The organism is Pseudomonas sp. GW456-12-10-14-LB2 (genome assembly GCF_002884345.1).
Taxonomy (GTDB): domain Bacteria; phylum Pseudomonadota; class Gammaproteobacteria; order Pseudomonadales; family Pseudomonadaceae; genus Aquipseudomonas; species Aquipseudomonas paraglycinae.
This window is the reverse complement of sequence record NZ_POHV01000017.1, coordinates 20307-34306: the sequence shown is the minus strand read 5'-3', so window position 1 is coordinate 34306 and position 14000 is coordinate 20307. Positions and strand designations below refer to the sequence as shown.

The 14000-nt window shown below is 61.9% G+C and carries 10 protein-coding genes; 7 read left to right on the top strand and 3 right to left on the bottom strand.

Going from position 1 to position 14000, the window contains the following annotated elements; all coding sequences use genetic code 11:
- The first annotated feature begins 176 nt into the window (after window positions 1–176).
- A complete protein-coding gene (locus C1X29_RS13990; RefSeq protein WP_085747859.1) occupies window positions 177–1802 on the top strand; it encodes a PvdJ/PvdD/PvdP-like protein in 1626 nt (541 codons plus the stop codon).
- Between the two features lie 58 nt (window positions 1803–1860).
- Here C1X29_RS13990 and C1X29_RS13985 read toward each other — a convergent pair whose 3' ends face one another.
- From C1X29_RS13985 to C1X29_RS13975, 3 genes are read right to left on the bottom strand one after another with little or no spacing between them, the layout of a single operon-like run.
- On the bottom strand, window positions 1861–3255 hold the full coding sequence (locus C1X29_RS13985; protein ID WP_102717685.1) for an efflux transporter outer membrane subunit: 1395 nt from the start codon (window positions 3253–3255) through the stop codon (window positions 1861–1863).
- A 7-nt stretch (window positions 3256–3262) separates the two neighbouring features.
- Window positions 3263–5236: a MacB family efflux pump subunit gene (locus tag C1X29_RS13980; protein ID WP_102717684.1), complete on the bottom strand. Its 1974-nt coding sequence runs from the start codon at window positions 5234–5236 to the stop codon at window positions 3263–3265.
- On the bottom strand, window positions 5237–6400 hold the full coding sequence (locus tag C1X29_RS13975; protein ID WP_102717683.1) for an efflux RND transporter periplasmic adaptor subunit: 1164 nt from the start codon (window positions 6398–6400) through the stop codon (window positions 5237–5239).
- Between the two features lie 321 nt (window positions 6401–6721).
- On the opposite strand from C1X29_RS13975, the gene C1X29_RS13970 reads away from it, so the two are divergent.
- From C1X29_RS13970 to C1X29_RS13945, 6 genes are all read left to right on the top strand, one after another.
- A complete protein-coding gene (locus tag C1X29_RS13970; protein ID WP_085747855.1) occupies window positions 6722–7204 on the top strand; it encodes a sigma-70 family RNA polymerase sigma factor in 483 nt (160 codons plus the stop codon).
- A 113-nt stretch (window positions 7205–7317) separates the two neighbouring features.
- Complete coding sequence (locus C1X29_RS13965; protein WP_102717682.1) at window positions 7318–8655, top strand: lysine N(6)-hydroxylase/L-ornithine N(5)-oxygenase family protein; 1338 nt, start codon at window positions 7318–7320, stop codon at window positions 8653–8655.
- Window positions 8656–9243: 588 nt separating this feature from the next.
- Window positions 9244–11943 (top strand): magnesium-translocating P-type ATPase, encoded by a 2700-nt coding sequence (gene mgtA / locus C1X29_RS13960; protein ID WP_102717681.1) that lies wholly within the window; start codon window positions 9244–9246, stop codon window positions 11941–11943.
- A gap of 54 nt (window positions 11944–11997) precedes the next feature.
- Window positions 11998–12714, top strand: a complete 717-nt coding sequence (locus C1X29_RS13955) for an MgtC/SapB family protein (RefSeq protein WP_085607898.1) — start codon at window positions 11998–12000, stop codon at window positions 12712–12714.
- Between the two features lie 109 nt (window positions 12715–12823).
- Window positions 12824–13258, top strand: a complete 435-nt coding sequence (locus C1X29_RS13950; protein ID WP_102686988.1) for a chemotaxis protein CheY — start codon at window positions 12824–12826, stop codon at window positions 13256–13258.
- Between the two features lie 107 nt (window positions 13259–13365).
- Window positions 13366–13992, top strand: coding sequence for a response regulator transcription factor (locus C1X29_RS13945; RefSeq protein WP_085747851.1), 627 nt, complete (start codon window positions 13366–13368; stop codon window positions 13990–13992).
- Window positions 13993–14000 lie beyond the last annotated feature (8 nt).

Below are 14000 nucleotides of genomic sequence, written 5' to 3'. Positions count from 1 at the left end.
GCCTTTGCTATCTGGGAGGAACGACTGGGGAGGCAAAGAATTTAGCGAGGCGGCAAAAGAACGCGCGAACGCGGTCCGGGCGTTCGGAGATCTTTTCGGGCAGGCGATAAATTTGTCGCACCAGCAAACGTTCTAGCTTGGATAAAGCCTGCTTCATGGCTGACACAGGTAGGGCAATGACGATCTCTCGACGCTGGTTCATGGCGGGCATGGCACTCACGGGCGCTGCGCTGCCTGCCGCTTTTTATGCACATCGTGAGCTGACCCGCGAGGAGGAGCCGATCACGCCGGGCGAGGCCACGGTGGATCTGGCGGACACTGCCGGCCAGCAGTTGGCCGATAACCTGCGCGGTGTCTGGGACATCCGTTTCACAGGCGCCGATGCCGGGCTCGACGGCCTGCCCCGTGAAGGCCTGGAGTTGTTTCTCGATATTGCCCAGCGTGGGCGCGGCTTGCGCGGCTGTCTCGACACCGGCGCGCGGTTGCGGGGCGACGGTTTGCCCCGCTATGACGTCATTGGCGATCTGGTCTCGGGTAATGGCGCGCAGTTGTACTGGCGTCTGATGCGCACGGACCAGCCACAGGCGCCGGCGGTCTACGAGCTCGATGTCAAACTGGACGAAGTCTGGGCGGCCTTCGGCAATGCCGGCAGCGGCACGTTCACCGGGCAGGTGCTGCGCCTGGATCGGCCGCTGGGTTTGCCGGAGCTCGATAACCGGTTCATCGCCATCAAACGCCGTTTCCCCGAGGCGCGTGAGCGAACCGGTCTGAACCCGACGTTGCTGGCGTGGCTGGTATCGCCCGAGCATCGCCTGTTTCACCAGCTCTGGCATGCCTCGCGGGACAAGTGGCACAAACTGTCCGAGAAAAAACGCGACGCGTTGCGCGGCATCGGCTGGCAACCCGGCCCGCGTTACAAGGAGCGTGATGCGCGCGGTCCGCGCAAGGATCGCAACGGCTCGGGCATCGACTTTTTCTTCATGCACCGGCACATGCTGGGCACCGCCCGCTCAATGCAGGACTTGCCGTCCTGGTTGAAATTCCCCGCGCCGCAACCGGAACTCGAGCGTGATCGTCTGGGGTTCGCCCGCTACTTCGACAACCACGACGGCGATGCCTTGCCGCCGACCTGGCTGACGGAAGGCGATGACGAATACACACAGTGGGTCAGCGACATCAAGACGGCCGAGACCTACCACAGCAATTTCCAGGTCTGGGAATCGCAGTACACCGATCCGCGCTATCTCTCGAAGCTGACGCTCGGCCAGTTCGGCTCGGAAGTCGAGCTGGGCCTGCACGACTGGCTGCACATGCGCTGGGCATCGGTGGCCCGTGATCCATCCAATGATATTCCAGTGCCGATGGCTCGCGATCAGGCTGATTTCGCGGCGCGCTGGTATGCCCCGGAAAACGATTTTCTCGGCGATCCGTTTTCCTCCCATGTGAACCCGGTGTTCTGGCGTTTCCATGGCTGGATCGACGACCGCATCGAAGACTGGTATCGCGCTCACGAACGCTTTCATCCAGGTGAAGTGAGCCGCCTGCAAGTCAATGGCGTCCAATGGTTTGCACCGGGGCGCTGGGTCGAGGTCGATGATCCGTGGCTCGGCCCCGACACCCATGGTTGCAGCACCGTTCCCGGCCTTCAGGCAGGACGCTCGGTGGAGATGGACCCGGAAACCATGAAGCTGGCATTGCGCATCACGTTCGGCGATGAAGACAACATGGCCGACCTGTTCCGCAAAGTGCCGCAGCGGCCGTGGTACGCCAGGCACCTGAAGGTCAAGGGGCGGCAACTCTGAAGGCAAAAAAAATCGCAGCGTCGGGCTGCGATTTTTTTTGCCTTGAACAAAGCGCTGTTCAGATGACTTGCCAACCCCCGCCCAGCGCCTTGTACAGCGCGATGCTGGCCTGCAGGCGTGACAGCCGCAGCTGCACGTTCATGTCCTGGGCGGCATACAGCGTGCGCTGAGTCTGCAACACCGTCAGCAGATCCTCGGCACCGGCCTGATAGCGGCTCTGGGCGATATCGAACGCGGTCTGTGCCTGGCGCAGTTCCTCGCCTTGCCATTGACGCTGTTCATCGAGGCCGCGGATGCTCGTAAGAGCTTTTTCCACGTCCGCAAAGCCATTGATGATTGCGCCGCGATAGGTCTCCAGCAATTCTTCCTGGCGCGCCGTGGCCTTGTCGCGTTCGGCACGCAGGCGGCCATTGTTGAAGATCGGTGCCACCAGACCTGACGACAGGTTGTAGAAGGTCGTGCGCAGCAGATTCGATGCGAGGTCCGCGCCGGTGCCGAGGCTGGCGGTCAGCGTGACCTTGGGCAGCATGGCGGCGCGGGCGACGGTCACATCGGCCTGGGCGGCGGCCAGTCTGGCTTCGGCGCTGGCGATGTCCGGGCGCCGTTGCAGCAGATCGCTGGGCACACCGCTGGCGATGTCCGGCCATTGCAGTTGAGCGAATGCCTGCCGGGGTGTCGGCAGCTCCTGCACCGGTTGGCCGAGCAGCGCGGCCAGGGTGATCAGTGCCTCGCGGGCCTGTTGTTGTACCAGCGGCAGTTTGCGCTGTTGTTCGGCGACCAGGCTTTTCTGCTGGGCCAGTTCCAGCGCGGTGGCGCTGCCGGCGTCGTAGCGGGTCTGCACCAGATGCAGAACGCTTTGCGCATTGGTCAGATTGAGTTCGGCGATCCACGCCTGTTCGCGCAGCGCCAGGGCCTGGGTGTAGCTGTTGGCGACGGCACTTTGCAGAGTCAGTTCCACCGTTGAACGGTCGAATTCACTGGCTTGCACACCGAACACCGCGCTGTCCCGGGCGGCGCGTTTGCCGCCCCAGAAATCGATTTCGTAACTGGCACTCAACTCGGCGTCGTAGTAATCCAGCGAGCGGTTGTCGGGGTTCACGTCGAGCTGGCTGTAGCCTTTGCCGTGCAGGAGTTTCTGGCGATTGGCATTCAGCCCGGCCTTGACCTCGGGCAGCAGCGGCGCACCGGCGATGGTCGCGCTGGCCTGCGCCTGCCTCACTCGGGCGACGGCGGCGGCCAGGTCATGGCTGCCCAGTCGAGCCTGTTCGATCAGATGATCGAGTTCCGTGCTACCGAAATGAGTCCACCATTGTCGATCGCTTTGGCTGGCGCCGGGATGTTCGGGCGATTGCCAGGCGGGCGGTGGTTGCAGGCCGTTGTCGGGGCGTGGCGCGGGGCTGCCGCACGCCGCCAGCAAAACGCTGGCGGCGAGAAGTGTCAGGTGGGCTTTCATAGGTCGATCATTCACTGGTGAGGGCCTTGACCGGATCGAGCCGGGCGGCCTTGCGGGCAGGCATGAAACCGAAGATGACGCCGGTGGCCAGCGCGCAACCGAAGGCGCCGAACACCGCGATCCACTGGAACGCCATGGCGATGCCGCTGAGTTGCAGCACACCACCGACCAGCATTGCCAGGCTGATCCCGGCAACGCCGCCGACTACCGAGAGCATCACTGCCTCGGTCAGGAACTGGCGCAGGATGTCGCGCTGGCGGGCGCCGGTGGCCATGCGGATACCGATTTCCCGGGTACGCTCGCGCACGGTCATGAGCATGATATTCATCACGCCGATACCGCCCACCAGCAGGGAAATGGCGGCAATCGCGCCGAGCATCAGCGACAGCGTGCCCTGGGTTCGCGCCTCGGCCTGAATCATGGCGGCGTTGTTGGTCAGCTCGAAATCCTTTTTGCCGTTGTGCCGGCGCAGCATCGATTGCTCGATGGCTTGTTCCGCCTCCTTGACCTTGCGGGCGTCCCGCGCGGCGATGACCACATACTCGGGATTGCGGCTGCCGAACAGGCGCATGCTGGCGGCGGAGTAGGGCACGGCGATCCGGTTGTCACTGTCCGAGTCGCCAGAGCTGGAGCCTTTTTCCGCGAGGACTCCGAGCACCTGGAACGGTACGTTTTCGATCAGGATGTATTGACCGACGGGATCGGCGACATCCTTGAGCAGCTTGTCGCGAACCTTGGTGCCGATCACCGCCACGGCAGCGGCGCTGTCTTCGTCGGCTTGCGTGAAGTAGCTGCCCTGGACCACCGGCCAATTGAAAATGGTCGGAAAGTTGGTGTCATTGCCGCCCACGTAACTGGTGTGGTCGGCATTGCCGAAGCGCACGCCGGCGGTCGAGCCGTTGACCGGCATGATGCGCTCCACCTGGGGCAGGGCAGCCAGTTCGGCGACGTCATCGAGGGTGATGATGCCCGGTGGCGTGCGCGGGTTGGGGGCAGCGCCGCTGAGGTAAATGATGTTGGAGCCGAAGGCGCCCATTTGCGCCATCACCTGGCGCTTGCTGCCTTCGCCCACCGCCAGCATCACCACCACGGACGCGACGCCGATGACGATGCCCAGCAGGGTCAGCGCGGTGCGGAATCGGTTGACCCACATCACTCGCCATGCCGCTTGCACGGCGTCCACCAATTCGCCTTTCCAGGCGCCGGTCTGGGTGCTGCCGGTGTTCAGGCGCTCACGCAGATCCACAGCTTGCAACGCACCGGAGCCGGAGGCGGGCGAGGGGGGCGATGACGGATCGGCGGTGTCGCTGATGATCAGGCCGTCACGGATTTCGATGATGCGCTTGGCACGTTGCGCGACTTCGCGGTCGTGGGTGATGAGAATCACCACATGGCCCTGATCCGCCAGTTCATCGAGCAGGGTCATGACTTCGGCGCCGCTGTGGCTGTCGAGCGCACCGGTGGGTTCGTCGGCGAGAATGATATGACCGCCATTCATCAGCGCACGGGCAATCGATACCCGCTGCTGCTGTCCGCCGGAGAGTTGGTGCGGGCGGTTGGCGGTGCGCCCGGCAAGGCCCAGGCGAGTCAGCAACGCATGGGCCCGGGCGTGGCGTTCGGCGGCCGGTGTGCCTGCGTAGATGGCCGGCATTTCGACGTTTTCCTGGGCCGAACCGGACGGAATCAGGTGATAGCCCTGAAACACGAAGCCGAACGCCTCGCGTCGCAGCCAGGCCAGAGCGTCGGTGTCCAGCCGCGCGACCTCTTCACCGGCAAACAGGTATTCGCCGCTGGTCGGTCGGTCGAGGCAGCCGAGGATGTTCATCAGTGTCGACTTGCCGGAGCCCGACGCGCCGACGATCGCCACGAATTCGCCGGCATGAATCGACAGATCTATGCCGCGCAGCACTTCCACAAGCGGACTGTCGCCGCCGCCATAGGCTTTGCGGATCTGCCGCAGGTCAATCAGGGGCGTTTGCATTCAGCCTCCGTTGCCAGTGGCCGGGCTGCTCAGGACATGATCGCCTTCGACAAGTCCTTCAAGAACCTGCGTGCGCAAGCGGTCGCGGATGCCGGTACGGACTTCCCGGGATTGAACCTCGCCATTGGCGGCGACCACTTGCGCCAGTTGCCAGTCCGCGCGAGCGCTGCGTTGCAGGGCAGCGGTGGGCACGGTCAGGGTGTTTTGTGCCTGTTGCGAAACGAAGAACACTTGGGCGGTCATGTCGGTCATCAGGGTGTTGTCGGCGTTATCGACATCCAGCAATACCGTGTAAAGCACCACCCGTTCGCTGCCACTGCGACCGCTGGTGGGGCTGGCGCCCTGGCTCTGCTCGAGCGGACGCGGCGGCACCGGCAGGATCTGCCGTACGGTGCTGCTCCAGCGCCGGCTGCCGCCGCTGAGGGTGGTGAAGTATGCGGTCATGCCCGGTTTGACGTGACCGATGTCGGCTTCGGAGACCTCGGCCCACACGGTCATCGGGGAGAGCCGCGCGATCCGCAGAATCAGCGGGGTCTGCTGTTGCGCGTTGAGTGTCTGGCCTTCCCGGGCGCCTACCGCCACCACCGTGCCGGACATCGGCGCATAGATGCGTGTGTAACCGAGCTCGGCTTCGTCGCTGCGCAAACTGGCCTGCGCCTGGCAGATCTGCGCCTGGAACATGTCGATGCGGGCCTGCGTGGCGCGCACTTCGGCCCGGGCGGTCTGGACGTCTTCCTCGCGGGTGGCGCCGCCGGCGGCGAGTTTTTGCTGGCGCTGGTACTTTTGCTGCGCCAGCTCATGCTGGGCGCGTTGCTCCTGCAACTGCGCCTTGAGGTTCTCGATGGAGAACCGGCCTGCGTCGAGCTTGGCCTTTTGCGTGGACGGGTCGATTTCCACCAGCAACTGGCCTTCCTTGACCACATCGCCGGCCTCGACATGAATTTTCTGGATCTGCCCGGACGCCTGGGCACCGACATCCACATAGCGCCTCGGTTGCAGGGTGCCGAGTGCAGTCACGCTGTTTTCGATATCGCCGCGTGTCACTTGAACGGTGGCGAGGGTCTCGCGGCCCGGCGGCAACACCTGCCATGCAGCAACAGCGATGACAGGGATCAGGCAAAGGGCAACGAACAGGGCGCGTCGGGCGGGGCGGGGACGTTTCATGCAGGGTTCCGGCCAGTGGAATTCGGCCCGTCGTTCAGCAGGTGAACAGGTTCGGTGGGTCGCTGAACGCTGTCGCAAGGCACGACAGACACGGGGAGCTGTCCTGTAAACGATGAATGCGCAAGGGAATTTAAGTGCTCACACACGAAGTTACAGGTTGCCCGGCAGGACTATTTGTCTGGTGAAGAGAATCACTACTTTAAATCTATATGAGAATTACTATAAATTACGCCCCTCAAGTTGCCACTATCTTGCTACTGCCCACTGGGCGGTCAGGATCGGGCTCAAGGACAGAAACCGCACCCCACGCGGCCGGGAGTCATGTTGGAAAACTACTATCGCGAATTGGTGTGTTTCCTGAACGCCAAGCTCGGCAACCGCCAGGTCGCCGAAGATGTGGTGCATGACGCTTATGTGCGGGTGCTGGAGCGCTCCAGCGACACGCCGATCGAGCAACCCCGGGCTTTCCTCTACCGCACCGCGCTCAATCTGGTAATCGACGACCATCGGCGCAATGCCCTGCGTCAGGTTGAATCACTGGATGTGCTCGACAGCGAAGAACGCTATTTCACTCCGTCCCCTCACAGTACCTTCGACCACAGTCAGCGCCTGGAGATGCTTCAGCGTGCCCTGGCAGAACTTTCGCCGCTGTGCCGCGAAAGTTTTCTGCTGCGCAAGATCGAAGGTCTGTCGCACCCCGAGATTGCCGAACACCTAGGGATTTCCAAGGCTCTGGTGGAAAAGCACATCGTCAACGCCATGAAGCATTGCCGCCTGCGCATCAAACAATGGGACGCCCATTGAGCCGTCGTCGTTAAATTTTATTTCACTGTCCTCGTTCCTACTCAACAGACGATCTGCTGTCCTGCTCAAGGCCGGTCAGGTCACTCAGGCTTTTCGTCCAGAGGACACTGGAAATGACACAGGCAATTGCATCGCCCATCGTTCACGACCTGATCGGCGTCGGTTTCGGCCCTTCGAACCTGGCGCTGGCCATCGCTCTGCAGGAGCGCGGCCCGACCCAGGGGGAACTGGATGTTCTGTTTCTCGACAAACAACCCAACTACAGCTGGCACGGCAACACCCTGTCGACCCAGAGCGAGTTGCAGATTTCCTTCCTCAAGGATCTGGTGACCCTGCGCAATCCGACCAGCCCGTACTCGTTCGTCAACTACCTCAAGCACCACGGCCGTCTGGTGGACTTCATCAACCTCGGCACCTTCTACCCCTGCCGCATGGAGTACAACGACTACCTGCGCTGGGTCGCCGCGCAGTTCACCGAGCAGAGCCGCTACGGTGAAGAAGTGCTGACCATCGAGCCGGTGCTGCACAACCATCAGGTCGAAGCGCTGCGGGTGATTTCCCGTGATACCGAAGGCCAGCAATTCGTGCGCACCGCGCGTTCGGTGGTGGTCAGCGCCGGTGGTACGCCGCGCATTCCCGAGGCGTTCAAGGCACTGAAGGGCGACGGTCGGGTGTTCCATCACTCGCAATACCTGGCCGAGATGGCCAAGCAGCCGTGCAACAACAACCAGCCGATGAGCATCGCGATCATCGGTGGCGGCCAGAGCGCGGCGGAAGCCTTCATCGACTTGAACGATTCGTTCCCGTCGGTGCAGGTCGACATGATCCTGCGCGGCTCGGCCCTGAAACCGGCGGACGACAGCCCGTTCGTCAACGAAGTGTTCTCGCCGGAATTCACCGACCTGATCTTCCAGCAGAAGAGCAGCGAGCGTGAGCGTCTGGTCAACGAGTACCACAACACCAACTATTCGGTGGTCGACATCGACCTGATCGAGCGCATCTACGGCATCTTCTATCGCCAGAAGGTTTCCGGTGTTGCGCGCCATGCGTTCCGCACTCTGACCACGGTCGAGAAAGCCACCGCCACCGAGCGCGGTATCGAACTGACCGTGCACAACAACGCCACCGGCGAAGTCACCGTGCGTGCCTACGACGCGGTCGTTCTGGCCACCGGTTACGAGCGTCAGATGCATCGCAAACTGCTGGCGCCGCTGGAGGAATACCTGGGCGATTTCGAGGTCGACCGCAATTACCGGCTGATCACCGACGAGCGCTGCAAGGCCGGTCTGTACATGCAGGGCTTCTGCCAGGCCAGCCACGGTCTGAGCGATACGCTGCTGTCGATCCTGCCGATCCGCGCGGACGAGATTGCCGGCTCGCTGTATGAGCATGGCAAGAACCGCGGGCACAGCCGTTCGGTGATGGATCTGTTGTTGGCGACTGCCAGCTAAGTATCCTTTCAGCCTCCACACTGATCGTTCCCACGCTCTGCGTGGGAATGCCTCAAGGGACGCTCCGCGTTCCAATGGGGCGCAGAGCGTCCCCGGCTGCATTCCCACGCAGAGCGTGGGAGCGATCTCGGCGATCTCGGGGGCAATCCTGAACCCTTCCTGAACACCCGCCACATTCCCCGACACACTTCCTTTTGCGGGTTTACTCTCCAGACATCGGGGCGTAAGCTTCGCGCGTTTTCATCAATAGCGGAGACCCACAGTGGGTACTTGTTCGAGTGACAGTTGTCGGCCGGTCCTTGTAACCGGCGGATTCTCGGCAAGATAACGCGCATTCCTTTGTGCCGTTGTCTCGCCGAACAGCGAGCAGCGGCATCCCGATCATGACCGGTCCCGGTCATGTCCCGACGTCCTTCTCATCGACACTGAAAAGCCTGTGAAGTCGACTTCATCGTCGTCATTGCAGCCCTATCGACACGCCTGTCTTTTCTGACCGGCGCGCCACGCCTTGCCGTGCCGGTTTTCCGGTGCCAGAGACGAGGACGTACCTGCTCGACGGTTTCCCGGCTGACCATAGGGGCAACAGCCATGAAACTTACGCTCAAGGAGTTTTTCGCAGGCTTCCTGCGGACCCGCCACATCGCCCGGCACTTCCGTCGCCTGGCTTTGCTGGAAACCCTCAGCGACACCACGGTCAGCCGTGAAGTGCCGCCGACTCTCGCCAATACACTGGTGGACGCCGCCCATTGCGACAGCGGCGTGCTGCTGTCGAACCTCGGCACCCACACCGACGGCCTCACCGATTTCGAAGTCGATGTGCTGCGCGCGCAGCATGGCCTCAACGAAGTCGAACACGAGCAACCGCTGCCGTGGTGGACCCACCTGTGGCACTGCTACAAAAACCCGTTCAACCTGCTGCTGACCTTGCTGGCGGTGATCTCGTGGCTGACCGAAGACCTCAAGGCCGCCATCGTGATTTTCTCGATGGTTGTGCTGTCGACGCTGCTGCGCTTCTGGCAGGAAAGCAAATCCAACCAGGCCGCCGACGCGCTCAAAGCGATGGTCAGCAACACCGCCACCGTGCTGCGCCGGGATGCGCCGCGTGCTGAGTTGCCGATCAAGCAACTGGTGCCCGGCGATTTGATCGTGCTCTCGGCCGGCGACATGATTCCTGCCGATTGCCGGGTGCTCAGCGCCAAGGATCTGTTCGTCAGCCAGGCGGCGATGACCGGCGAATCGATGCCGGTGGAAAAATTCCCGCGTCAGGCCGATCGTGACACGCGCAATCCGCTGGAGCTCGACAACATCCTGTTCATGGGCACCAACGTGGTGTCAGGGACGGCGGTGGCGGTGATTCTCACCACCGGCAACAGCACCTATTTCGGTGCACTGGCACAGCGGGTCGGGGCGACTGATCGCGCGGTGACTTCGTTCCAGCAAGGCGTGAACAAAGTCAGCTGGCTGCTGATCCGCTTCATGTTCGTCATGGCGCCGCTGGTGTTGTTCATCAACGGTTTCACCAAGGGCGACTGGACCGAAGCGCTGCTGTTCGCGCTGTCGATCGCCGTGGGCCTGACCCCGGAAATGCTGCCGATGATCGTCACCTCGACGCTGGCCAAGGGCGCGGTGTTCCTGTCGCGCAAGAAAGTCATCGTCAAACGCCTGGATGCGATCCAGAACTTCGGCGCCATGGACGTGCTGTGCACCGACAAGACCGGCACCCTGACCCAGGACAAGATCTTCCTGGCGCGTAATGTCGACGTCTGGGGCGAAGACTCCGATGACGTGCTGGAAATGGCCTACCTCAACAGCTACTACCAGACCGGCCTGAAAAACCTGCTCGACGTGGCGGTGCTGGAACACGTGGAAATCCACCGTGAGCTGAAGGTCGGCACGGCGTTTCGCAAGGTCGACGAGATCCCGTTCGACTTCAATCGCCGGCGCATGTCGGTGGTGGTCGAGGGGCGCGGTCAGCCGCATCAACTGATCTGCAAAGGCGCGGTGGAAGAGGTTCTGTCGGTGTGCAGCCGGGTTCGTCACGGCGAAGTCGACGAAGCCTTGAGCGATGAATTGCTGGCGAAAATCCGTCAGGTCACTGCAGCATTCAACGCTGAAGGCTTGCGCGTGGTAGCGGTGGCAGCACGGTCGATGCCGGAGGGGCGTGACACTTACAGCCTGAGCGACGAGCAGGAACTGACGCTGATCGGTTACGTGGCGTTTCTCGATCCGCCGAAGGAAAGCACCGCCCCGGCACTCAAGGCCCTGGCCGAGCACGGCGTGGCCGTGAAAGTGCTGACCGGCGACAACGAGCTGGTGACCGCCAAGATCTGCCGCGAAGTGGGCCTGGCCCAGCAAGGCCTGCTGATGGGCAACGACATCGAGCGCATGAGCGACGCTGAACTGGCCGTGGCGGTGGAAACCACTAACGTGTTCGCCAAGCTGACGCCTTCGCACAAGGAGCGCATCGTGCGCATCCTCAAGGGTAATGGTCACGTGGTCGGGTTTATGGGCGACGGCATCAACGACGCCCCGGCGCTGCGCACCGCAGACATCGGGATTTCCGTGGACAGCGCGGTGGACATCGCCAAGGAAGCGGCCGACATCATCCTGCTGGAAAAGAGCCTGATGGTGCTGGAGGAGGGCGTGCTGGAAGGGCGCCGGACCTTCGCCAACATGCTCAAGTACATCAAGATGACTGCCAGCTCGAACTTCGGCAACGTGTTCTCGGTGTTGGTGGCCAGTGCGTTCATCCCGTTCCTGCCGATGCTGCCGATGCACCTGCTGGTGCAGAACCTGCTGTATGACATTTCGCAGATCGCGATCCCGTTCGACAACGTCGACGACGAGATGCTGAAACAGCCACAACGCTGGCAGCCGGGCGATGTCGGGCGCTTCATGCTGTTCTTCGGTCCGATCAGTTCGATCTTCGACATCACAACGTTCGCCTTGATGTGGTACGTGTTCGATGCCAACACCCCGGATCACCAGACCCTGTTCCAGTCCGGCTGGTTCGTGGTCGGGCTGCTGACCCAGACGCTGATCGTGCACATGATCCGCACGCCGAAGATTCCGTTCCTGCAAAGCCGTGCAGCCATGCCGTTGCTGGTGATGACCGGAATCATCATGGCCGTGGGCATCTTCCTGCCGATGGGGCCGCTGGCGCACTACTTCAAATTGCAGGCGCTGCCGTCGATGTACTTCGTGTTCCTGCCGGTGATCCTGCTGGCGTACATGGCACTGACCCAGGCCGTCAAAGGCTTCTACATCCGCCGCTTCGGCTGGCAGTAACAGGCAAGATTCCCCCCTTGTGGGAGCAAGGGGGGCGGTTTCAAGGAGTTCGACATGCAAGCGATCAACAATCTCAACCTCACCTCATTGCTCGACACTTTGGTCAGCCTCAGTGCGGCGTTCATCCTCGGCGGCCTGATCGGCTTCGAGCGCCAGTACCGGCAACGCACGGCGGGCTTGCGCACCAATGTGCTGGTGGCGGTCGGCGCGGCGATTTTCGTCGACATGGCCAACCGTCTCGCCGGTGCCGAAGGCGCGGTCCGGGTGGTCGCGTATGTGGTCTCCGGCATCGGCTTTCTCGGTGCCGGGGTGATCATGCGCGAAGAGGGCAACGTGCGCGGCCTCAACACCGCCGCCACGCTCTGGACCTCGGCGGCCGTCGGCGCCTGCGCCGGTGCCGACCTGCTGGCCGAAGCGGTGCTGGGCACCTTGTTCGTGCTCGCCGCCAATACCTTGCTGCGGCCGATCGTCAACAACATCAACCGTCAGCCGCTCGATGTGGTCTCGGCGGAAGTCACCAACATCGTCTACGTCATCGCCCGGCGTTCGCAGCAAACGGCCGTGTTCGCCTTGCTTGAAGCCGAGCTCGAACGCAGCAACTACCCGGCCAGTGACGTCGATGTGCACGCCTTCGGGGCCGATGAAATCGAGATCGAAGCGACGCTGGCGACCACTTCGGTGGACGGCGATGAGCTGGATGCACTGGTGAAGCGGATTTCCACTTCAAGCCTGGTGGTGCAGGCTTTCTGGAGTCCGAGCACTACGGAATAAAGCGTTCAATGCGGATGAATGACGGTGTTTTTCGGAAAAGTCCTACAGAGTGCGCCTCGGCGCTTGGGTAGTCTTGCCGCCACTTGAAGCAACTTCCCGGACTTCCACGTTGACCGACAAGACCCTGCGCATCCTGATCGCCGACCCGCAGCATTTTCACCGGATGAAGATCGAACGAATGTTCAACGGCCTCGATTACTACCGTATTGCACCGGTGCAAAACCTTGCCGAACTGCTGACGCTGGTCGACTACGGCTGTCAGCCGTTCGATGTCCTGGTGATCAACGCCGAACTGGCGGTCGGGATCGCGGATCTTCGCGGTTTCCTGTTTGACCATCCGCAAATCCGGCGGGCGCTGGTCTATGGTGAGCCGGCGGATTCTTCAGGTGTTCCCCGGCAATTCGGGGCAAAGATCATCACCAGTCCTGCGCCGTTGCCATCCATCCGAGCCATCGAGCAGTTGATGACCTCAGTCGAGGCATCGCTTGGGCGCTCTTCGCGTGTTCGATCACAGATCGGTCTGGCGCACAACTGTCAGATCTGACAGGTGAAGCAACGTGCACAGCGTGTAACAGTTGTGGCGCAGCTACCAATAGTCCCGTTCATGCAAGATCGGTGGCGTCATGTCATGTATTCGCCCCGGGAGTGTTCATGGGTTCAGCATTGATCGTCGATGATCATCCCGTTGTGGTCAGTGCCGTTCGCCTGGTTCTGGAGTCGCTCGGCTACAAGCCGGTTTATGTCACCTCGGACAGTAGTGAGGTGGTGTCGTTGGTCCGTTTATACGAGCCGGATCTCATGGTGCTCGATCTGAACTTACCAGGCCCGGGTGGCCTGGAAACGCTGGAGCACCTAAAGAAAGTCGGACTGTCCTGTAAAGTCGTGGTTTTTTCCACTGCCAATCCCGATCAATTTCTGATGCGTTGCCGGCGAGCCGGTGCGATGGCCTTCGTCACCAAATCCGCCGAATTGCAGCAGCTGCAGAGTGCGATCAAGGCTGTCCGCGCGGGCTATAGCTATTTCCTGGACTTGCCGAACGTCACCGCAGGGCAGACTGAGTTGCACAGTGATGAAGGCAAGCTGATCGCGTCGCTGTCCGATCGCGAGTTGCAAATCCTGATAGAGCTGGCGCGAGGTATATCGAACAAGCAGATTGCCGAGGATATGAACCGAAGTCACAAAACCATCAGCACCTACAAGACCCGCTTGATGCTCAAGCTCGGGATCAAGTCGTCGGTGGTACTGCGAGAGTTTGCCATTCGCAACCATTTGCTCTGAGAGGATCC